At 56.7% G+C, this 21,662-nt stretch carries 18 protein-coding genes; 12 read left to right on the forward strand and 6 right to left on the reverse strand.

Translation table 11 applies throughout. From position 1 onward, the window contains the following. Positions 1 to 139: 139 nt before the first annotated feature. A complete protein-coding gene (locus PUV47_RS10215; RefSeq protein ID WP_274218457.1) occupies positions 140 to 736 on the forward strand; it encodes an FMN-dependent NADH-azoreductase in 597 nt (198 codons plus the stop codon). A 598-nt stretch (positions 737 to 1,334) separates the two neighbouring features. Here PUV47_RS10215 and PUV47_RS10220 read toward each other — a convergent pair. Further along, positions 1,335 to 1,817 carry a BA14K family protein gene (locus PUV47_RS10220; protein ID WP_274218458.1) on the reverse strand — a complete coding sequence of 161 codons (483 nt, stop codon included), beginning with the start codon at positions 1,815 to 1,817 and terminating at the stop codon, positions 1,335 to 1,337. 258 nt (positions 1,818 to 2,075) lie between these two features. Between PUV47_RS10220 and PUV47_RS10225 the strand changes: the two genes are divergently transcribed. After that, complete coding sequence (locus tag PUV47_RS10225; protein WP_274218459.1) at positions 2,076 to 2,831, forward strand: HugZ family protein; 756 nt, start codon at positions 2,076 to 2,078, stop codon at positions 2,829 to 2,831. A gap of 21 nt (positions 2,832 to 2,852) precedes the next feature. Here the strand turns inward: PUV47_RS10225 and PUV47_RS10230 are convergent, their stop codons facing one another. After that, positions 2,853 to 3,509, reverse strand: a complete 657-nt coding sequence (locus PUV47_RS10230) for a glutathione S-transferase (RefSeq protein ID WP_274218460.1) — start codon at positions 3,507 to 3,509, stop codon at positions 2,853 to 2,855. A gap of 31 nt (positions 3,510 to 3,540) precedes the next feature. Then, positions 3,541 to 4,122 carry a thioesterase family protein gene (locus PUV47_RS10235; RefSeq protein ID WP_274218461.1) on the reverse strand — a complete coding sequence of 194 codons (582 nt, stop codon included), beginning with the start codon at positions 4,120 to 4,122 and terminating at the stop codon, positions 3,541 to 3,543. A gap of 279 nt (positions 4,123 to 4,401) precedes the next feature. Here PUV47_RS10235 and PUV47_RS10240 point away from each other — a divergent pair, with 279 nt between their 5' ends. Together PUV47_RS10240 and PUV47_RS10245 are read left to right on the forward strand one after the other, a co-directional pair. Beyond that, on the forward strand, positions 4,402 to 5,520 hold the full coding sequence (locus PUV47_RS10240) for an endonuclease/exonuclease/phosphatase (RefSeq protein ID WP_274218462.1): 1,119 nt from the start codon (positions 4,402 to 4,404) through the stop codon (positions 5,518 to 5,520). A 161-nt stretch (positions 5,521 to 5,681) separates the two neighbouring features. Next, the gene (locus tag PUV47_RS10245) at positions 5,682 to 6,659 is read left to right on the forward strand and encodes a calcium/sodium antiporter (RefSeq protein WP_274218463.1); all 978 of its coding nucleotides are present in this window, start codon (positions 5,682 to 5,684) and stop codon (positions 6,657 to 6,659) included. A 304-nt stretch (positions 6,660 to 6,963) separates the two neighbouring features. On the opposite strand, the gene PUV47_RS10250 is transcribed toward PUV47_RS10245, so the two are convergent. Next, positions 6,964 to 10,563 (reverse strand): hydantoinase B/oxoprolinase family protein, encoded by a 3,600-nt coding sequence (locus PUV47_RS10250; protein ID WP_274218464.1) that lies wholly within the window; start codon positions 10,561 to 10,563, stop codon positions 6,964 to 6,966. 455 nt (positions 10,564 to 11,018) lie between these two features. On the opposite strand from PUV47_RS10250, the gene PUV47_RS10255 reads away from it, so the two are divergent. The 4 genes from PUV47_RS10255 to PUV47_RS10270 all read left to right on the forward strand — a co-directional run bounded on the left by PUV47_RS10255 (position 11,019) and on the right by PUV47_RS10270 (position 14,500). Next, positions 11,019 to 12,017: a TRAP transporter substrate-binding protein gene (locus PUV47_RS10255; protein WP_274218465.1), complete on the forward strand. Its 999-nt coding sequence runs from the start codon at positions 11,019 to 11,021 to the stop codon at positions 12,015 to 12,017. 67 nt (positions 12,018 to 12,084) lie between these two features. Further along, the gene (locus PUV47_RS10260; RefSeq protein ID WP_274218466.1) at positions 12,085 to 12,642 is read left to right on the forward strand and encodes a TRAP transporter small permease; all 558 of its coding nucleotides are present in this window, start codon (positions 12,085 to 12,087) and stop codon (positions 12,640 to 12,642) included. After that, entirely contained in the window at positions 12,642 to 13,946 is a 1,305-nt protein-coding gene (locus PUV47_RS10265; protein ID WP_274218467.1) for a TRAP transporter large permease, read from the forward strand. The genes PUV47_RS10260 and PUV47_RS10265 overlap by 1 nt, the downstream gene beginning before the upstream one ends. Positions 13,947 to 13,963: 17 nt before the next feature. Beyond that, positions 13,964 to 14,500, forward strand: a complete 537-nt coding sequence (locus PUV47_RS10270; RefSeq protein ID WP_274218468.1) for a winged helix DNA-binding protein — start codon at positions 13,964 to 13,966, stop codon at positions 14,498 to 14,500. A gap of 5 nt (positions 14,501 to 14,505) precedes the next feature. On the opposite strand, the gene PUV47_RS10275 is transcribed toward PUV47_RS10270, so the two are convergent. Next, positions 14,506 to 16,602 (reverse strand): putative bifunctional diguanylate cyclase/phosphodiesterase, encoded by a 2,097-nt coding sequence (locus tag PUV47_RS10275; RefSeq protein ID WP_274218469.1) that lies wholly within the window; start codon positions 16,600 to 16,602, stop codon positions 14,506 to 14,508. A 258-nt stretch (positions 16,603 to 16,860) separates the two neighbouring features. On the opposite strand from PUV47_RS10275, the gene PUV47_RS10280 reads away from it, so the two are divergent. From PUV47_RS10280 to PUV47_RS10290, 3 genes are all read left to right on the forward strand, one after another. Beyond that, the gene (locus PUV47_RS10280; protein ID WP_274218470.1) at positions 16,861 to 17,553 is read left to right on the forward strand and encodes a J domain-containing protein; all 693 of its coding nucleotides are present in this window, start codon (positions 16,861 to 16,863) and stop codon (positions 17,551 to 17,553) included. Beyond that, positions 17,550 to 18,305: an N-acetylmuramoyl-L-alanine amidase gene (locus PUV47_RS10285; RefSeq protein ID WP_274218471.1), complete on the forward strand. Its 756-nt coding sequence runs from the start codon at positions 17,550 to 17,552 to the stop codon at positions 18,303 to 18,305. The genes PUV47_RS10280 and PUV47_RS10285 overlap by 4 nt, the downstream gene beginning before the upstream one ends. 274 nt (positions 18,306 to 18,579) lie before the next feature. Continuing rightward, the gene (locus PUV47_RS10290; protein ID WP_274218472.1) at positions 18,580 to 19,074 is read left to right on the forward strand and encodes a lytic transglycosylase domain-containing protein; all 495 of its coding nucleotides are present in this window, start codon (positions 18,580 to 18,582) and stop codon (positions 19,072 to 19,074) included. Between the two features lie 146 nt (positions 19,075 to 19,220). Here PUV47_RS10290 and PUV47_RS10295 read toward each other — a convergent pair whose 3' ends face one another. After that, positions 19,221 to 19,838, reverse strand: coding sequence for a pyridoxamine 5'-phosphate oxidase family protein (locus tag PUV47_RS10295; RefSeq protein ID WP_274218473.1), 618 nt, complete (start codon positions 19,836 to 19,838; stop codon positions 19,221 to 19,223). Positions 19,839 to 20,202: 364 nt separating this feature from the next. Between PUV47_RS10295 and PUV47_RS10300 the strand changes: the two genes are divergently transcribed. After that, on the forward strand, positions 20,203 to 21,642 hold the full coding sequence (locus tag PUV47_RS10300) for a PLP-dependent aminotransferase family protein (protein ID WP_274218474.1): 1,440 nt from the start codon (positions 20,203 to 20,205) through the stop codon (positions 21,640 to 21,642). Positions 21,643 to 21,662: the final 20 nt, after the last annotated feature.

The following is a 21,662-nucleotide window of genomic DNA, read 5'->3' on the forward strand; positions in this document are numbered from 1 at the left end:
GCCCTCTTTGTTTGTCTAGCAACTTTTACTCAGTTGCTGAATGCACTGTTCACAATAACTGCTCTAATCATTCTGAAATTTGTGCGTATGTTAACTCTCGAAACGAACAAGGGACGCCTTGGACAGGCGAGAGAAAACAATGGCTGACACACTGAAAATCCTCTCTGTAGAGTCTTCTGCACAGACTGCTGGTTCTGTTACTCGCAAGCTTTCCAAGCAGTTGATCGAAACTCTTTCCGGGAAAAATGGCGGTGCTGAAGTAGTGGTGCGTGACTTGAACCAACCACTCGAGTTCATCGACGAAACATGGGTAGGGGCGAACTACACGGCTCCCGAGCAGCGCTCTGAAGAGCAAAAGGCCCGTTTGGCGCTTTCCGACAAGCTGGTAGCTGAGTTGCAGGCTGCTGATGTGATTGTCATCGGCTCCCCAATCTACAACTTCTCGGTTCCTGCCACGCTCAAGGCATGGATCGATCTGGTTGCCCGCGCTGGCGTGACCTTCCGCTACACAGAAGCTGGCCCAGAAGGCCTCTTGAAAGGCAAGAAGGCATACGTTCTGGTCGCCTCTGGTGGTGTGCCATTGGGCTCTGGCTTTGATTACAACAGCCCTTACATCCGCCAGTTCCTTGGCTTCATCGGCATCACAGATGTTGAGTTCATTGCGGCGGACGGTCTGATGACCAAGGGTGATGAGGCTGTCTCTGCGGCTGAAGCAGCTATCAAGGCTGTTGCCTAAGCCGCTCTGGCACAAAGCAAACAAAAAAAGGCGGTCCCAAGTGGGCCGCCTTTTTTGTTTCAAACGAGTGCCTCAGGCTATGAAGCCTTGAGCATTTACAAGGGCTTTACTCGATCACACAATTCCCAGGATGATGGCTCCCAGAAACAGGAAAGTGAGAGAAATAGCGGCGATGTTGATGCTCTGACTGACGCTCACGTTTTTGCCTCCCATCGGCTGTTTGTCCGTGAACTCTATGTGACAATGCGGAGAGGGCAAAGCAAAAATATTACAGGTGAGACTAAAAAAGCAGAAAACTGTGCCGTAGCCCGACGAAACAAACCGGTGAGATTGGATTGTTTTAATTCTAAACAGCGGTGCGAAATCGCCATTAATCAAAAGGTTAGTGGGCTTTCGTCTAGCTCGATTTCTCAAGGTTGACCGAAGAATGCGGCAGGGTGTCGCAATTTTGCAAATTTGAAAGCGCTCCCTGAATTATCTCAGGGGAATTTTTACGTTTTGTGAAGAATCGGGGATACGGGACTGCAGGTTTATTGAATGCAAAAAGGCCCCGCCGGGGGAGTGCGGGGCAAGTTTGCAGAAGGTCAGGAACTGAAGCTTACTGGCAGAAGCGGGTTGCCCCTGAGTAAGCTGTAAAGGTACCGGTGCTGGGGTTGAAGCTGCGGTACTTGGATGCGCAATAGGAATACCATTCGGAAGTCCAAGGCTGCGGGCGATAAGTGTGCACCGGTGCGCGGTATACTGGCTGTGGTGGATGATATGCCGGCGGAGGTGCAACATGGCGGGGCTGGTTGGCGGCCCCTGCGATGATTGCGCCTGCGGCCAGACCAATCACGCCAATGGCCAGTGCTTCACCGCCGCTAATGCCCTTGCGCTTGTGATGGTGGTGGTGATGGTGCACGTGCTTGCGGCCATGATGGCGACCGTAGTGACGGCCGTGGTGACGACCACCAACCTTGATGATTTCTTCCTGATAGGTGCTCTTGTAAACGGTACGCTGATACTGCCCTGCTTGAGCTATAGTTGGTACCATCAGGCTGCCTGCCAATACGATGGAAAGGATGCGACCTGCGATTTTCATTGGGCTCTCCGTTCAAACCGAACTCGTTTCTGTTGAGACCCAATTAATCAAAGTGCCGCTTAACCATCCCTGAGAGGGGCGTTCATATTCCATTCATGTTTGATGTGAGGTCTAAAGACAAATTATTTCAATGGGTTAATTCAGATGTATTGCTGATCTTTTTTGTTAATGCGGTCAGAATCATGAAGATTGGCTTGCTGCTTTATATATGAGTATTGTATTCGGGTTTATCTGCTGGGGACGGGGAGTCAAAGCGCCATGACGAAAAAGACTGAGGTAATCCGCGAGACCGATGATGAAGCCCGGCGGTTGGCGCAAACGCTGGTGCGCACTGCCCGGTTTGGTGCGCTTTCCTTGTTGGACAAGGCCTCTGGTGCTCCGGGGATAAGTCGCGTTGGCGTCTGCGCAGATGTAGGCGGTGCGCCTTACATTCTGACCTCCACCTTGTCCGCTCACACGCAGAACCTTTCTGCCAATCCGGTGGGGGCATTACTGCTTGGCGAACCGGGCAAGGGCGATCCATTGGCCCATCCGCGCATCAGTGTGTCCGGGAGCTTTGCCCAAGTGGATCGTGGCAGCGAGCTGCATCATTTGCTGCGGGCGCGCTACCTTTTGCGGCACCCCAAAGCCGAGCTGTATGTGGACTTCGCTGATTTTGCATTCTTTTGCATGAAAGTCGAAGGTTCTGCGCTGAATGGTGGTTTTGGAAAGGCGTATGAGCTGGGTGCGGAGGATCTTCTGGAGGACACCACCATCCTGGAGGGTTTTGGCGAGCAGGATGCCGCTGCAACCCGCCACATGAACGAGGACCATCGGGATGCGGTGGGTCTTTATGCCACTCGGCTCTGCGGGCAGGCGGAAGGGCCATGGCGACTTGCCGGCATCGACCCTTCCGGCATGGATCTGGCGCTTGGCGAGCGTGTGGTCCGATATTGGTTTGATGAGCCGCTTTCAGCTGATGAGGTAAAATCAACCCTGATCACGCTGGTGCAAAAGGCGCGGGCCACAGAGTGAGCGCGGCCCGGCATCCGGTCCTCAACCGGCGGGGAAGTAGGTGATCGGGTCCTCAGGCTTCCATGGCTTCCACTTGGTGCCGAAGACCTGTGCAAATTCCGGGGTGCCCATGCGATCTTCCAGCCACTGTTGCACCCGCTTGGGGGCGGAGATGGTGAACCGCTCCTTGTCAGCGTTGCAGAACTGGCGCACGAACGGGAACAAGGCTTGATCGGCCAGCGCTGGTCTGCCGCCAAACAGGTAGCTGCTTGCTTCCAGCCGCTGTTCCAGCTTGCCAAGCTCCTGAATGGCAGCGGCATAATGAGTGTCTGGATCTGCGCCTTCATAGCGGGTTGCATATTTGTAGCGGTCCAGGTGGTGCTTGAACGGGCCGTCCATCTCCACAATCAGGGCCAGCATTTCGTCCAGCGCCCCTTCCTCCGGCGTCAACCAGCCCTGCGGGTCGTTGCGGCGCAGCGCCCACAGCATGATGTCGAGGCTTTCCTCGATCACCGTGCCGTCTGCCAGTTGTATGACGGGTACAGTTCCTTTTGGCGAAATCTCCAACATGTGGGCAGGTTTGTCCCGCAGAACGATTTCGCGCAGCTGGCAGGTGGTGTTGCTGGCAACCAGCGCCAAACGGGCGCGCATGGCATAAGGGCAGCGGCGGAAAGAATAAAGAAGGGGCTCGCTCGGCATCACTCAGATTGGCTTTTGGATGCGGCGCTGATTACGCCGCTTTCATGGGTTCGGTGGCTTCCTGTCTGTCATAGGTACGTAATTCACCTTCCGCATTCAAGAAGGCTTCAATGTGGGGCTGCAAGCTTGGGGATTGTTCGTTCATGCCGATTTCCTCCATGAGCTGCGCCATGGGCACAAACTTGCGGGCGTCGCGGTCGTAAAGACCGACGCGCACCAAAGCACTAGCCGCCAGAATGCCTTTCTTGGGGCCGCTGCGGAACCGAAACCGCTGCTCGATGACGCTGGTTTCCTCATTCCAGTACACGATGCGGCTTTCCAGCGTGAATGGCTCGAACAGCCGGATTTCCTTGCGAAACCTGATCTTGGCCCCTGAGACCACTGGCATCCACTTGTGACGCATGACCGCTTTCCAAAGGCCGGTACGCACCATGAGGTCGAGGCGGCCCAGATCCATGAAGGTGAGGTACTGGCCGTTGTTGAGATGCACATTGGTGTCGATGTCTGACAGGTGAACGCGGTAGTTCAGGGTGGAAAGGTCCGTGCCGGACTTCAACCGCGGACGAAACGGCGTGAGGAGGAAGAAGAGGACGAGGCGAAACCAGAGGCGCATGGCGATACTTTATTTTTCAAAGTTCTAGGGAGGATTGATCCGCATTTGTGGCATGCACACACCGCTTTCACAAGCGGCCTCTTGGTCTGAGTTTCTGCCGAGTGTGGTGGCAGGCTGGTTGTGCCGCGCCGTTGCGCCCTGCCAGACAAAGGCCTGGGTTGTTGCGCTTTGAGCTGCGCGTGCCGCCCGCCGAGCTCCCTGAAATTTTGAGGGCAGGGATGTCAGGGAAGCGTCATTTGCTGGTCCTAGTGTAAGGCTAGATGGCAGATGGGGGGAGTGATGCAAAGCTTCAAACTGACCAGCTGGAACATTGAGAATGCCGACAAGTTGTTAGACGCGGTTGTTTCCGAAGACGAAAGTGTCAAGCGAAAAGCCTTGGTGCGGCTTGACGCGATCCGCGAAGAGATCGCGGAAATTGATGCGGATGTGCTGCAAATCTGCGAGGGGCCAAATGGCGAAGCGCGGGCACACGCGTTTTTTGACAAGGTGGCGCCGGACTATACGCTGGTGGTGCGGGGAACAGAAGATGCCAACGCCTACGGCATGAAGGGGGCTGAAGGCCCCTTTGGGCGGCAGTGGATCTGGTTCCTGATCAAGCAGGGCACGCCCATCTCCGGCCGTTTGCTGCATATTGATGCTTGGCAACAAATGACTGAGGCCAACTCTGGCGGTGCGCATAAAGAGGGCAAATGGGCCATCTCCTATCCGCGTCTTGTAGAGGATGAACTGCACTTCGACGTTGAGAACCAGCACAGCTACTGGCGCCACCCACAGGTGCTGCTCTTGGAGGTTGATGGTCACTTTTGCGAGGTGATCGGTCTGCACCTGAAGAGCAAGCACACCGGCACGGCCATTGAAGGGGATGTGAATGACGCCGCCTTCTTTGAAGATCGCCCCAAGCTGGTAGCAGAGCTGATCAAGGACCGCACCAAGATCTCCACCGAGTGCGCTGATGTACGCCACTACATTGAGCAGCGTTTTGAGGCGGATGCGAGTGCCCCCATCATCATTACCGGGGACCTGAACGATGGACCGGGCAAGGAGCGGATCGAGCAGCGCTTCATGTATCACGACCTGTTGGGCGCCCTGCAGGGCGATGTGTTTTTCGCCCGGCGTTTCTTGAACCATGCCTTGTTCGATGTGGAAGAGGACGAGCGCTGGTCAGTCCATTTTCAAGACAAGCTCGACCCTGGTCGGAACCCACATATCTTGCTGGACCACATTCTCTTCACGCAGAGCTTTACCGGCAATCCGAGGGTGGTGCCCTTCGCCTTCAAGGCCAAGCGTGGGGGCGGCAAGGTGGAGCACGAGGTCCATCACCGGGTGACCGGACAGCGGCCCAAATATGCCATGACAAGCGACCATCGCCCGATCTCCATGGTGTTTGAACGCCGATAGCGGTGCTTTTTGTGCCTGCGCCCGATGTGCTTCGGGCGTTCCGTAAATTTTTTAGATGGCACAATTATTCGGTGATCTCTTGTAAGCGCCTGAGTCCTTCCCCATGTTCGCTGCGGTCTTAACATCAAGCGCAAGAGGCGCTTTTAAAAAGTCTTCGCAAAATGGTTATTCTACAACTGGTCGGGGGGCTGGTGCTGCTGCTTGTGGGCGGTGAAGCACTGGTGCGCGGCAGTGTGGCTGTGGCCACCCGCCTTGGCGTTTCAAAACTCTTCATTGGCCTGACGCTTGTGGGCTTTGGCACCTCCATGCCGGAACTGGTCGCCAGCCTTCAGGGCGCGTTTGCCGGCTACCCCGGTGTTGCTGTTGGCAACATCGTGGGCAGCAACATCACCAATGTGCTGCTCATTTTGGGCACGTCTGCGCTCATCATGCCCATGGTGGTCAACAGGGAAGCGTTCCGCCGCGACGGGGCTGTTCTGGCGTTTGCCAGTCTTGTCTTGCTGGCTGTTGTGCTGAGTGGCTCCTTGTCTCGCCTTGCGGGTTTGGTGCTTGTTGGTCTGTTGCTGGCCTATACGATCTGCAGTTTCTGGGTGGAGCGGCGGGCGAAAACAGCCGCCAGCGCGGTGCATGAAGCTGAGGCGGACGAGCTGTCCGAGCCGCAGCTTTCTGTTGGCTGGGGCGCGGTTCTTTTCTTCGCTGGCGTAGGCGGCATTGTCTTTGGGGCGGATATGCTGGTCTCCTCCAGTGTGGATGTGGCAAAGCGCATTGGTGTTTCGGATGCGGTGATCGGCCTGACGTTGGTCGCCATTGGCACCTCCTTGCCGGAACTGGTGACATCGATTGTTGCGGCTGTGCGCGGACACGGCGATGTCGCCTTTGGCAACGTGATTGGCAGCAACATTTTCAATATCTTTGGCATTGGCGGGGTTACGGCGCTGGTCGTTCCAATTCCTGTGCCTGCAGAGATTGCCGGGCTCGATATCTGGGTGATGGTGGGCACCGTTGGGCTCATGGCGGTGGCCTGCATAACCGGGTGGCGGGTGAGCCGCCGGGAAGGTCTGTTCTTCCTTGCCTGTTACGGGGGCTACTTGGCGTTGCAATTGACGCCGGGCCTGCGTGCGGCTTTGGGCCTCGCCTGATAGTGTAGGGGGCGGCGGCCGGAGGGTCATGATTGGAGTATGCCTCCGCTTTCACCTAGCGAACCGATGGAGGTCATCCCGCACTTGATGCGGGATCCGGATGGGCTGTTCGTTCGGTCGCAAGGGATAATGGCTCTGGGCTCGCAATTGCTCGTGCTTTTTGCGCTGGATCCCGGATCTGCGTTTCGCTGTGCGCTCTACTTGTCCGGGATGACGGCATAGAGGATGATGGCAGAGAGGATGATGGTGGAGGGGAATGCCCGGAGTGTCTCCGGGCATTCATGTCCTGTCGAGCCGATGGTTGCTAGGCCTTGCCCCAGCCGCCGCTGGTTGGGGTGATGACCGTGACGGCTTCGCCTGCTTCCAGCACTGTTTGGTCACAGCCCTTCAGCGTTTCGACGGTGCCGTTCAGGCGGCGGACTTGTGTGCTGCCAATCTGACCATTCTCGCCGCCTTCCATGCCTTTCGGCTCGATCGTGCGGTGCGAGGAGAGGATGGCGCAGTCCATCTTGTCCAGGAAGCGGATGGTGCGTTTGGTGCCATCGCCTGCATGCCACTTGCCCTTGCCGCCGGACCCTTTGCGGATGTGGAAGTCTTCCAGCAGCACCGGATAGCGGAACTCCAGAACTTCCGGATCCGTCAGGCGGGAGTTGGTCATGTGGACATGAACACCATCCGTACCGTTGAAGCCGGGACCTGCCGGGGAGCCTGAACACAGGGTCTCATAGTACTGATAGGTCTCGTTGCCGAAGGTTAGGTTGTTCATGGAGCCTTGGGAGTTGGCCATGGCGCCAAGAGCGGCAAACAGCGCGTTGGTCACGTGCTGGGAGGTCTCCACGTTGCCTGCGACAACGGCAGCGGGATAAACCGGCCGCAGCATGCAGCCTTCCGGCAGGATGATTTTGATGGGGCGCAGGCACCCTGCGTTCATGGGGATGTGACCTTCCACCATGACGCGGAAGCAATAAAGCACGGCGGCGCGGGTCACCGGTTCGGGCGCGTTGAAGTTGTTCTCCTTCATGGCGCTGGTGCCGGTAAAGTCGACGGTGGCTTGACGCTTTTCCTTGTCGACGGTGATCTTGACCTTGATGATTGCGCCCTGATCGGTCGGGTACTCGTAGGCGCTGTCTGACAGGGCCTCGATGACGCGGCGCACGCTTTCTTCGGCGTTGTCCTGAACGTGGCCCATATAGGCCTGAACGGTTTCAAGACCGAAGTGGGTGGTCATCTTGCGCAGCTCTTGAACGCCCTTCTCGTTGGCGGCGATCTGTGCCTTCAGGTCCGCCACGTTCTGGTGCACGTTGCGCACCGGATAAGGGTGTTCGGTCAAGAGCTTAACGAGCGCGTCTTCCCGGAACGTGCCTTGATCGACCAGCTTGAAGTTGTCGATGAGGACGCCCTCTTCATCCACCTTGGTGGCAAGCGGGGTCATGGAGCCGGGGGCGGAGCCGCCCACATCAGCATGGTGACCACGGGAGGCAGCCCAGAACAGAATCTCCTTGCCTTTCTCATCAAAGACTGGGGAGACCACGGTGATGTCCGGCAAGTGGGTGCCGCCATTATAGGGCGCGTTGAGGGCGAACACGTCACCCGGTTTGATCTGGCCGTTGTTGAGCTTGATCACGGCCTCGACTGAGCGGTCCATGGAGCCAAGGTGTACGGGCATGTGCGGGGCGTTGGCCACAAGCGCGCCGTTTTGGTCGAAGACGGCGCAGGAGAAATCCAGTCGCTCCTTGATGTTGACGGAGTAAGCGGTGTTTTGCAGGGTCACGCCCATCTGCTCGGCGATGGACATGAAGAGGTTGTTGAACACCTCCAGCATGACCGGATCGGCGGTGGTGCCGATGGCTTCCGCCTGGCGCAGCGGAACAACGCGGGTGAGGATGATGTGATCCTTGGCGTTGATGGCAGCTTGCCAGCCCGGCTCCACCACCACAGTGGCGTGGGGTTCCATGATCAGCGCCGGTCCGGAAATGGTCATGCCGGGCAGGAGAGCGTCGCGTTTGTAAACATTGGCCGCCTGCCAATCGCCATCGGAGAAGAAGCGGGTTGCCTCTGAAGGTTCAGGAGAGTTGGAGGCAAGGGTGAGGTCCGGTTCGGTGAGGCCCGCGCCGCCGCCGACGGCCTCTACTTCCAGTGCCTCAACGACGATGCCCTTGTTCTCATAGGCAAAGCCGAACTGCTTTTTGTGCGCTTCGGTGAACTCGGCAATCATGCCATCGCGGTCGCCATCCAGCATGGCTACAGGCAAGGGGGTGTCGGTGCCATCGTAGCGCAGGTGGACACGTGGCAGCAGGGTGATTGCATCGGCGGCAACGCCTTGTCCTTCCACCTCGGCGCGCGCGTCTGCGGCAAGGTCGTCTTTGAGCGCGGTGAGAGCGGCAAGCTGGTCGGTTTCAAGGGGCTTGACGACCGCCTTCTGACGGGTGGCACGAATGTCGGCAAGGCCCATGCCGTAAGCGGACAGAATGCCGGAAAGGGGGTGAACGATCACCGTCTTCATGCCAAGGCTGTCGGCGACAAGGCAGGCGGCCTGACCGCCCGCGCCGCCAAAGCAGGTGAGGGCGTACTCGGTGACGTCATAGCCACGCTGAACGGAGATCTTCTTGATGGCGTTGGCCATGTTCTCAACGGCGATCTTCTGGAAGCCTTCGGCTACCTGTTCGGCTGAAAGGCCATTGTCGATCTCCTCGGCAAGGGCGGCAAAGGCGGCGCGAACCGCGTCTTCATCGAGCGCTTCGTTCTGATCGGGACCGAAGATCTTCGGGAAATAGGAGGCCTTGAGCTTGCCGGTCATGACGTTGGCGTCGGTGACGGTCAGCGGGCCGCCGCGTCGGTAGCACTTGGGGCCGGGGTTGGCACCAGCCGAATCCGGGCCGACCTGAAAGCGTCCATCCTTGTAGTGAAGAATGGAACCGCCGCCTGCGGCCACCGTGTGGATCATCATCATGGGCGCGCGCATGCGCACACCGGCCACTTCGGTTTCAAAGGCGCGTTCGTATTCCCCGTCGAAGTGGGAGACGTCGGTGGACGTTCCGCCCATGTCAAAGCCGATGACCTTTTCAAAGCCCGCCATTCGGGAGGTTTCCACCGCGCCTACAACACCGCCAGCCGGGCCGGAGAGAATGGCGTCCTTGCCCTGAAACAAGGAAGCGTCGGTGAGCCCGCCGGAGGACTGCATGAACATGAGGCGGCAGTCCGAGTTTTGGATGTCCAGCTCGCCTGCGACCTGCTCCACATAGCGGCGCAGAATTGGCGAGAGATAAGCGTCCACCACGGTGGTGTCGCCGCGGCCCACCAGTTTCATCAGCGGGGAGACTTCGTGCGAAACGGAGATTTGCGGAAAGCCGACCTTCCTGGCGATTTCAGCAAACTGCTTCTCGTGCTCGGGGAATGCATAGGAATGCATGAGAACGATGGCGATGGAACGAATGCCGTCGTCGAACGCGGCGCGCAGGTCTTTTTCGACCGCGGCAAGGTCTGGCGCAACTTCAACGGTGCCATCGGCGCGCACACGCTCTGCTGCCTCGATCACCTGATCGTAGAGGAGTTCCGGCTTGATGATTTCCTTGGCGAAAATGTCCGGGCGGGCCTGATAGCCGATTTCCAACGCATCGCGGAAACCTTGGGAGATGAGCAGCAGCGTGCGGTCGCCTTTGCGCTCAAGCAGCGCGTTGGTGGCAACCGTGGTGCCCATTTTCACGGTTGCAATGTTTTCTGAAGGAATGCGCTCGTTCTTGCCGATGCCCATGAGGTCGCGAATGCCCTGAATGGCGGCGTCCTTGTAGGCCTCCGGATTTTCAGAGAGGACCTTGTGGGCCTGTAGTGTGCCGTCGGGCTTGCGCGCAACGATATCGGTAAAGGTGCCGCCACGGTCTATCCAGAAATCCCATTTGGCTGTCATGATCATCCCTCTGTCTATTTGGCTGCCGCGTTGAGCGGGCGGGTATGTATTTTCCGCAATGCTGACATTTTATCGATAAATTGTCGATGACTTTTTCGCGTTTTTTTGCGATCTGGCGAATTTCCGGCCTCAGGCCCTGTTGATTAGATGTGCTCGAAAATGACCAGAATGGAAGGATTTTTCTGATTCTTGGCAATTATCAGTATGACTGGTGCATTTGGTTTTGCAAAAGTTTCAAACAGGGGGTGGCGCCGGGAACTGGTATATCTAACAGTAGCTTGGCGGCTCATTTTAGCAGGCTAATCAATATTGATATTGATAATTTGTCGATAAATTGTTGCCGTATGTGTTTTTCCGGTCTACGCTGATCCGTAATTGCACTTGCATGAGAAGCCTGAAGACTGGTCCACAGGTGCAATGATTGGGGAAAATGCCGCTTCCAAGAGGAGAACATCATGCCGCACACCCGCTCGATCACCAAGGCTGGATTCCATCTGGCCGCTGTTGCTGCACTCGGCCTTATGGGGCTGACTTCGGCTTCCGCGCAAACCAAATGGGAAATGCCGACGCCGTATGGAGACAGCAACTTCCACACGCAGAACATTGCGGCGTTTGCAGATGAGGTTGCCGCAAAGACCGATGGGTCTTTGACGATCCAGATCCATTCTGCCGGGTCATTGTTCAAACATCCGGAAATCAAGAATGCCGTGCGAAAGGGGCTGGCCCCGATCGGTGAGGTGCTGGTTTCGCGTCTCTCCAACGAAGATGCCGTGTTTGGCGTGGATTCCGTCCCGTTCCTCGCGCCCTCCTATGATCAGGCGTGGGAGCTCTATCAGGCCTCCCGCTCTGCCATGGAAGAAAAGCTGGAAGAGCAGGGGCTTCAGCTGCTGTTTTCCGTGCCGTGGCCCCCGCAAGGCATCTTTGCCAAAACCGAGATCAGTGAGGGTGCTGACCTCAAAGGCCTGAAGTTCCGTGCCTACAATGCGGCGACCGAACGCATGGCGCAGCTGGCGGGTGCTGTACCAACTCAGGTGGAAGTGCCGGACATTCCAACCGCTTTCTCAACTGGCCGCGTTGAGGCGATGATCACATCCCCATCAACGGGTGCCAACTCGAAGGCCTGGGACTTCCTGAGCCACTATCACGATACGCAGGCCTGGTTGCCGAAGAACATGGTGATCGTAAGCCAGCGCGCGTTTGACCGTCTGAGCGAAGCAGAACAGGTTGCGGTGCTGGAAGCGGCTGCGGCAGCAGAACAGCGCGGCTGGGAAGCCTCCAAGCAGGAAACAGCAGCCAAGACCGCAATCTTGCAGGATAACGGCATCACCGTTGTTGCGCCAAGTGAACAGCTCCTTAGTGATCTGGCCGTGATTGGAGAAACCATGACGGCTGAGTGGAAAGAGCAAGCCGGAGATGCCGGCGCGGCCATTCTGGACGCCTACAAAAATCAATAGGAAATGGCGCACCGAGCTTTTGGTTCGGTGCTTCCTTCTTCAGCATCTTGTCCGCTAGGGGGAACCGATGCGAAAGGCATTAAACGCGCTTTATCAGGCGTCAACGATCCTTGCTGCCTGCTGTTTGGTGGGGATTGCAACACTTGTCGTTCTTCAGGTCGGCGGACGGCTGATTGATGGAGGACGGTCGCTCATCGGGCTTGAGCCTCTTGGGTTGCTGGTGCCCTCTCTGGCCGAAATCGCAGGCTTCATGTTGGTGGGCGCATCGTTTCTGGCGCTTGCGGGCACACTGCGCCGCGGCGACCACATTCGGGTGTCGATCTTGATTCAGGCGGTGCCAGCGAAAGTCGGGCGGTTTCTCGATGTGTGGGCACTGCTCGTTGGGTTTTGCCTTGCAACCTATTTTGCATGGCATGCAGGGCTGCTGGCCTATGACAGCTATGTCTATGACGAGGTGTCGTTCGGCATCATTCCCATTCCACTGGTTTATCCGCAAGCCGTGATGACATTTGGCATCGGCGTTCTTGCCATCGCGTTTCTGGATGATCTGGTGACCATGCTTTCCGGTGATGCGCCGAGCTTTGAGGCTGGCCATGCTGACGACATTGTAGAGGGGACGGAGTAATGGATCTTTCGTTCGTCGCGCTCTTTCTTGGCCTTGGTATGCTGGCCGCCCTTGCAACCGGGGTTTGGGTTGCTGCCTCCCTGTTTGGCGTTGCTTTGGTCACCATGATGGTACTCGTTTCTGTACCGGCAGGCACCGTGATGGCGACCACCGTGTGGGGGGCTGCCAATTCATGGGATCTGACCGCGCTGCCCATGTTCATCTGGATGGGGGAGATCCTGTTCCGGTCGCGGTTGTCTGAGGACATGTTTGCCGGGCTGTCGCCGTGGATGCGCAATCTTCCGGGGCGGCTGTTGCACGTCAACATTCTTGGGTGCGGTATCTTTGCCGCTGTATCTGGTTCTTCAGCTGCCACAACGGCGACCATCGGACGGATGTCTCTGCCGGAGCTGAGAGAGCGCGGCTATGATGAGCGCATTGCCATTGGGACGCTTGCCGGATCCGGAACGCTTGGCTTGCTGATCCCGCCCTCCATTATCCTGATCGTGTATGGGGCGGCGACGGAGCAGTCCATCGCCCGCCTGTTCATGGCCGGGGTGTTGCCTGGTGCCATGCTCTGCCTCTTGTTTATGGGATATGTGGCTTTCTGGGCCTTCATGAACCGGGACAAGATGCCTGAAAAAGAGGAGCCGGTGCCGCTTGGCGCGCGCCTGATGGCAACGCGCCGCCTGCTTCCGGTGGTTGGGCTGATCGTCGGTGTGATCGGTTCCATTTATGCTGGCCTTGCTTCGCCGACCGAAGCTGCGGCAATCGGGGTGGTCTTGTCTCTGCTCCTGTCTTGGGCGTCTGGCACATTGAACCGGGAGAGCTTCACCAAAGCCTTGCTTGGAGCTACCCGCACTTCGTGCATGATTGCCTTCATTTTGGCGGGAGCGGCGTTCCTGACCGTGGCCATGGGTTACACCGGCATTCCTCGGGAGCTGGCGGGCTGGATCGGCGGCATGGAGCTGTCACCTTATGTGCTGCTGATTGCGCTCACTCTGTTCTTCGTTGTGCTTGGATGTTTTCTTGACGGGATTTCCGTTGTGGTTCTGACCACTTCCGTGATCCTGCCCATGGTTGAAAACGCCGGGTTGGACCTGATCTGGTTTGGCATCTACCTGGTGCTAGTGGTGGAAATGAGCCAGATTACACCGCCAGTGGGCTTTAATCTGTTCGTGCTTCAGGGCATGACGGGGCACAACATTTTCAAAGTTGCGCGGATGGCCCTGCCGTTCTTCATGCTGATGATTCTGGCAGTCTTCCTGATTGTTGCGTTTCCCGGGCTGGCACTTTGGCTGCCGGAAACCATGCTAAGCAACTGATGCAGAGGACCTGAACAATGACCGACACGCCTCGGAACCCGCTGGATAAATCTGTCGGCCCAGTCGTGTCGGCTGCCCATCTGGCCTCTGGCGAGATGCCCGCTCTCTCCGAGATCGAGTTTGCCGTGACCATGATGGTGCATGCCTATCAGCGTTGGATGGTGCGTTGTATGGCGGCCGCTGGTGTCGAGGGAATGTCGGCTCTGGATGTATTAATTCTGCATAGTGTTAATCACCGGGGGCGTTCAAAGTCCATGGCCGATCTTTGCCTGGTGCTGAACATTGAAGACACGCACACTGTCGCGTACGCCCTGAAAAAGCTGCAAAAGGCCGGCCTCATTGCCACCGGAAAGCGCGGCAAGGAAAAGACGGCGACCATCACCGAAAAAGGTGAGGAGATTTGCCAGCATTATAAGGAGCTGCGTGAAGCGTTGCTCATCAAGCCGATGAAAGAGCTGGGGCTGGATGAGGCGGAGTTGTCGCGTCTGGCAGCGACCTTGCGCTCTGTTTCCGGGCACTATGATCAGGCGGCGCGCTCTGCAACCGCCATGTAGGTTTTCTAGGAACTGACCGGATGCTCGTGGCTTGAGAACGCGTTGTCCATGCGTCCCTCGCTGACGTTTTGAAGGCACTTGACGGCTGCGTATGGATTTTCCGGATCAATGACCCTGGGCTTGCCAAACAGGAACCCTTGAACCAGATCGCACCCGGCGGCCCGAAGGATCTTGCGCTGGGTGTCGTTCTCCACGCCCTCGGCGGTAATCAGCACATCAAGAGAGCGGCCCAAGCCAATGATGGAGGCGACGATGGCGTCTGTGTGGGCATCCTGACCGAGGTTGGTAATGAAGCTGCGGTCGATCTTGATCTTGTTGAACGGAAACTTGGATAGATAGCTCAGGGATGAATAGCCGGTGCCAAAGTCATCCATGGCGATGGAAACGCCCATGTCGCTGATCCGTTTCAAGGATGCGACCACGTTTGAAGTGTCCTTCATGAGAAGGCTTTCCGTGATTTCGATTTCCAAACGCCTTGGGGGCAGACCGGCATCGCGCAGTGCGCTCTCGATCTTGTTTTCAATTTCGCCCGTGCGGAACTGGGAGGGAGAGAAGTTGACGGCCACCTTGAGGCTGGAATCGACCCAGCTGGCGGCGTCCTTGCACGCCTTGCGCAAGATGTATTCCCCCAACTCCTCGATGAGGCCGGTTTCTTCTGCCAGCGGGATAAAGACATCTGGGGAGATCCAGCCCCGATCCTCATGTTGCCAGCGCAGCAGAGCCTCAAAGCCCTTCAGCTTCTTGTCGGAGAGGCTGACCTGCGCCTGATACTGAACCGAGAAGTTGTCGCAGGCCAGAGCCTTGCGCATCTCTGCTTCGAGCGCCTTACGGTACTGAAGCTCCTCATCCATGCTGGGGTGATACCAGGTATAGCCGTTACGCCCACCGGTCTTGGTGCGGTACAGGGCAAGGTCAGCACAATGAAGCAGCCGTGAACTGCGCCATGCCGCGTCGGAAGACTTGGCAATGCCCATGGAAAGCGAGATTTCCAAGTTCTTGCCGTCTACGTGGCAGGGTGCCTTCACGGCGGATACAAGGCGTTCAGTCAGCACTTCCACTTGCTTTTGGGAGGGGACTTCCTCGAGAAGGACTGCAAACTCATCGCCGGAAATACGGGCGACCAGATGATCATCAAACACAAGGCGGAGGCGGTCTGCGATCACCTGAAGGAACAGGTCTCCGGCGGCGTGGCCGTGGGTGTCGTTGATCTCTTTGAACTTGTCCACGTCGACAGCTATCACATAGACTTCGGCAAGCGTGACGTTGGACTTGCGCAGGGCCTTGGTCAGCTCTTCATTAAATACGGCGCGGTTTGGCAGGTGCGTCAGCGGATCGTTGTGGGCCAGAAAGCGAATGGTCTTGGTGGTTTGCCAGCGCTCTTTCAAAGAACGCCACAGGAAGGCGACGGCGGAAACGGCGAAAATCAGAACGATCAGGAAACCGCAGGCAGTTGCCGCGGCTACGGCCCGCACCACGGTTCGGTGGGTCACGGTGGGCTCTGCTTTCAAGACAAAACTGTAAAGCACATCGTCGTTATGGCTGTAGGGCACAATCGCAGTGAACTCTGGTGTGCCGAACGTAAAAACCTCGAAGTTTCCAGCGAAGCTGATGAGGCCGGTGTCCTGCGCAGCGTGCCATGCCTGCTTGAGCGCGTCGTCTTTCAAAAGCTCAATGGCAGATTTCTGCGGCATTTGTGCCGGGAAGACCGACAGGACTTCGCCCTGATTGCTGACGCCGAGCAGCCAATGCACGGGGAACACCGAGGAAAGCTCGTCCGCCAGCAGCGGGGCCGTGGTGGCGTCCATTACGTGGTCATTGTTCAGCAAGCGCTCATGCCAGGACATTGTCTGGTCTTGGGTGCCCCGCAAACCGATTCCGGAAACCTCCTGTTGAGGTTGTATCATGACATTTCGGGGCAGGATCAGTTCTTCGTTCTCTTCGATCTTGGTAATCAGGCGGTCGACGTTTTCTTGCGCCTCGGACCGGAAGGAGAAGTAAAGTACCGTTTTGTTAACTATAAAAAAGGCCGCTGCGAGAACTAGAAAGCCAATAAGAATGCAAAGAACATAATTGATGCGCTTGAATTGCGGCGACGCTTCCAAGAGAGACTCCATTTACGCGAGAGTCGAGGGTGGTTAACCCAGCCCTTTTCTATAGGTCTTCCCTTATAATTTCCCAATTATGAATAAATGGTAGTAATTGACATTGTGTCTATTCACATTTTCTGAAAATGCTAGTGTGTTCAGTGCAAATGCTGGCGGGTGCCCGTGAAGGCTGTCTCCTGTAATTCTCAGGGGAAATGATGTCGAGGTGAGAGAGGGCGCCTCGAAACCGCAATTAAGATAGCTTAAGGTTCTTTTATGGATATCTGGAGCCGCCTATCGGCCATTGTGGTCGCCCTGCAGGAAAGCAGTGCTCAACTTGCTGAGCGCTTGCAGCAACTCATCAAGAACACGGGTGAGGCGCGCAGGTCCGTTGCCTTTACTGCGGCCATGATTGCGCTTTCGGCCAAGATGGCCAAGGCTGACGGCGTGGTGACCACGGATGAGATCCTCGCATTTTATGAACTCTTCGAAATTCCCGAAGGAGAAGAGCGGAACGTGGCCCGGCTGTTCTCGCTGGCGCAGCAGGACGTGGCTGGCTACGACCTTTATGCGGAAAAGCTGTATCAGCTGCTCGCCGATGATCCGCAAACCTGTGTGGATGTGCTGGACGGCCTGTTTTACATTGCCAAGGCTGATGGTGTGATCCACGAGGCGGAACTGAGCTATCTGGAAAAAGTAGCTTCCATCTTCCGTTTGGAGCCGGTGAGTTTCAGCCGCATCAAGGCACGGCATATGCGCGGTCACTATGACCCTTACATGGTGCTGGGTGTAGATCCGGAAATCAGCGACCTTGATCTGCAGAAGGTTTATCGGCAGGAAGTGCGTGAGACCCATCCTGACCGGTTGATCGGGCGGGGCGTTCCAGAAGAATTTGTTCGTATCGCCAATGAGCGGCTTGCGGCCCTGAATGCGGCCTATGCGCAGGTACGAGCGGAAAGAGGCCTATGAGCGTGAAACCTGAGTGCGGTGTGCCCGCACAGCTGAAACCTTCTCCCAATCACAATGAACGTGCAATGCCGGTGGACATGCTGGTGCTGCACTACACCGGGATGCCCGACCATGACGAGGCGCTGGCCCGGCTTTGTGATCCGCGTAGTGAGGTTTCCGCTCACTATGTGGTGATGGAAGACGGCAGCATCTATCAGTGTGTGCCAGAGGGCCGCCGGGCATGGCATGCCGGGAAGGCCTGGTGGAAGGGGGAGACTGACATCAACTCCTGCAGCATTGGCATCGAGATTGCCAATGTCGGCCATGATGGTGGTCTGCCGGAGTATCCGGAAGCGCAGATCGAGGCGGTCATTGCACTCTGCAAGGACATCCTGAGCCGTCACGACATTCCTCCGGCGCGGGTGCTGGGGCATTCAGATGTGGCGCCAGACCGAAAGATGGATCCGGGCGAGAAGTTCCCTTGGGAACGCCTTTACAATGAGGGCATCGGGCATTTTGTAGCTGAGAAAATGCAGCCGCAGAGTTCCGGCTTCTTCCAGCGGGGGGATGAAGGTGCGCCCATTGAAGCGATCCAGGCTCTTCTCGGACTTTATGGCTATCATATCCGCCAGTCCGGCGTGTTTGACCAAAAGACCTATCAGGCTGTGGTCGCGTTCCAGAGGCACTTCCGTCCGAGCAGTGTTGATGGGGTTGCAGACCCGGAAACCATCGCGTTGCTGCATAGCCTCCTAAGGGGTTTGCCTAGTCTTTAATGCGGGGCGCTTACCCAGGGTTACGTGAGCGTTATGTGAAATAGGCCCCTTGCCAAGGTTAATATGACGTAAGGTAAGGTGCTTATGGTTTCACAGTTTCAGCCAAATTGAGGCGGGGTTGCCGCCTCTTTGCCTCATATTCCACAAATGCGGGCTAATTTGTCACTTAAGTGACATAAAACTTGAAATAGTTTGTGAATTCCCGTGCCCGATTTTGGTCCCATCCGGCAATCATAACCGCCCTCGCTCAAAACAACTTTGCCAGGACAGACAAATGAAACTTATGAAACGCGCTCGGGCCGCGGTACTTCCTCTTTGTGCGATTGCAATTCTTGCGGGTAATCCTGTTGGTTATCTTGAAGGGGATTTTGCGGCCTCCGCCAAGTCTGAAGAAAAGAAGATTGAGACGCTGATCAAGGAAACTGCGAAGAAGCATGGTGTGCCGCATGAGCTGGCCCGTGCTGTGGTTCAGGTCGAAAGCAGCTTCAATCCAAGCGCACGTGGTGCTGCTGGTGAAGTCGGTCTGATGCAGATCAAACCTTCTACAGCACGCGGTCTGGGCTACCGCGGCTCCACGAAGGCGCTCTACAATCCAGAAACAAACCTGGAGTGGGGCATGAAGTATCTCGCAGGTGCGCACAAAAAGGCCGGGGGCGACCTTTGTGGCACGATCCTTCGATACAACGCTGGTCATTATGCGAAGCGCATGAACAAGACCAGCGCACGCTACTGCCAGAAGGTTCAGAACATTCTGGGTAAGGAGAGCTGATATCTGATTGCTGCTGTTGGTGGGCTGGGGCTTCAGAAAAGTTCAGTGAATTGCTGACCGCTTGATGTGGTCAGTGTGCCTGCAAGGACAGAGAACGGACGGTCAGTTCTCACTGTGCGCTGACCGTCCCTATCTTTGACGTGGTGTTACACAAACTTCTGCCGCGCCTTCAGGGTTGAGGCAGTGACGGGAACACCCTCCTTCACGGTTCCATCAGTTACGGGAAGTCCAAGTGCGGTCGTGACAGGAATGATGCCTGCCCAGTTCGGCAGGGCGTAGTCTTCCGGTTCATCTATCGGCGGCCCTTGACGCATCTTTGCAGCGGCATGCTCGGTATCGAATGCCCACACTCCGGTTGCCTTGAGTTCCTTTGGGGTCAGGGGGCGGAGTTCATCCCACCGATCGGGTAGGATATGGTTGGTAATAGCTCGAAGGGCAGCAAGCTTTTCTTCGGTGTCTGTGACGGGATGGGCGGTTCCGTGCAACACAACACTGCGGTAGTTGAAGCTGTTGTGAAATGCGGAACGTGCGCACACGATGCCATCGACGTGGGTGACCGTCAGGCTGACTGGCGCGCCCTCATCAACGCCTTTGACAATTCGTGCTGCTTTGGCACCGTGAATAAACAGCCGACGATCCATTCTTCCAAAAGCCATGGGAATAACCATGGGCCTCCCATCATCAATGAACCCAACATGAGCAACCAGCGCGGTATCAAGGATGCTTGCGATGGTTTCCCAGTCATAGTCAGCTCGCGTCGACACTCTTACCTTGGCGTAGGAGGGTCTGCGGTGCTTTTCAGTTTTGTGTGACGTACGCTCTTTGTGAAGAGGTGCGTCTATTTGCGTATTTGTCATCTGGTCCTCGGTTTTGAGCAGACTGTCGGCAACGAATAGGACCAGTATCGCTCGGGTAACTGGATCTAAAAAAGATCCAATTCTTTAAATAATTTAGATCCAGTTACTCGGGCACCCCTGCTCGGACCTCTGTAAATGAAGGTCAGCCCGCCACTTTTTCCCGATATCTCTTGAAAACACGCCATGTGAATAATGAGGTGTGTTCGTCGGCGTGATGGCTCTGCTAAACCTGATAACTGGTTTGTTGTTTTTTCAAGTTTTGGGTGCCGGTTTGTTTCCGTTCGAAATTGAGTTGGAACGTGATGGTTCTGTTTCTCTGACCAGTCAGATCTATCGCGTGATCCGCGAAAACATTGCTCGTGGCATCATTGCGGAAGGAGAAAAGCTCCCCAGTTCCCGGCGATTGTCGGCGACCCTTGATGTTTCCCGAAACACCGTGAATACGGCCTATGAGCTGTTGCGTGCCGAAGGCATGATTGATGTGCGCACAGGTGCGGCGCCAGTTGTGAATGGTGTGCAGGCACTTGGACGTGGAGAGGGTGTGCCCATGGCCGCGCCCAGTCGGCATCTTTCAAAACGTGGGGCGGTGCTGGCTACAAACCATCGTTTCAAGTCTTTGTATGGCGAGCGCGGTTCAACCATGCAGCCGGGAGAGCCTTCGCGCACGCTGTTTCCTTCAGAACTTTGGGCGCGGTGTCTGCGCCGTGCAGCGCGGCGGGTTTCAGGGGGCGCACTGGGTTATGAGCATCTTGTTGGATTGCCCGAGTTGCAACGGGTATTGGCCCGGTATCTGTCACAGGAGCGTGGAGTGCGCGCCAAGCCGCACCAAATCCTGATCCTACCGACGGTGCAATCTGCCTTGATGCTGATGACGCAAGCCTTTACCGATCCGGGAGATCAGGCGCTGATTGAGGAGCCGGGCTATCTGGGCGCGCGATCTGCGTTTCTGGGAGCGGGCCTGAAGCTGATGCCTTTCCAGCCCAACGATAGTCTTGATGAAGGGGCACTGGATGCCGCGCGGCTGATTTATGTCACCCCATCTCACCAGTATCCGCTTGGAACGCGCATGGATATGACCCGGCGACTGGAGCTGCTGGCGTTTGCGCGCAAGACCGGTGCGATCATTCTGGAAGATGATTACGACAGTGAGTTTTTGTTTGAAGGGCGTCCTCTGGCAGCCTTGCAGGGCTTGGGAGCTGATGGTGAGGTTGCCTACATGGGAACGGTGGCCAAGTCCATGCTGCCCGCGATCCGGCTGGCCTATCTTGTGGTGCCGGAGGTGCATGTGGAGGCCCTGAGCGTGTCACAACGGGCGCTGGGCGCGCTTGCCAATGTCCATGTGCAGGCGGCTCTGGCGGATTTCATCGATGATGGCCACTACAGGGCGCATCTGAAGAAGATCCGGGTTCACTATCAGCGCAGTGGCGCGCTTCTCTCGCAGCAGATAGGGGCCCGGTTCGGGAATAAAGTAAGTGTTTCAACTCCGACCGGCGGCTTGCAGATGCCTCTGTTCTTCAATGAAGATGTGAATGATGTTGTGGTGGCATCCCATATGAATGCCAAGGGCTTTGGCGTGGTGCCGCTTTCCATTGCCTATCTGGGAACGCCGCAGGCTGGGCTCGTGATTGGCTTTTCTGAAGCCACGCCCGCGATGATCGATCGGTTCTGCGACGTGCTTCAGGAAGGTTTAAGTGTTGAGGCGGACAGATAAGGCGTTTCAAGGACTTGACC

This window comes from Pseudovibrio exalbescens (assembly GCF_028737195.1).
Taxonomy (GTDB): domain Bacteria; phylum Pseudomonadota; class Alphaproteobacteria; order Rhizobiales; family Stappiaceae; genus Pseudovibrio; species Pseudovibrio zosterae.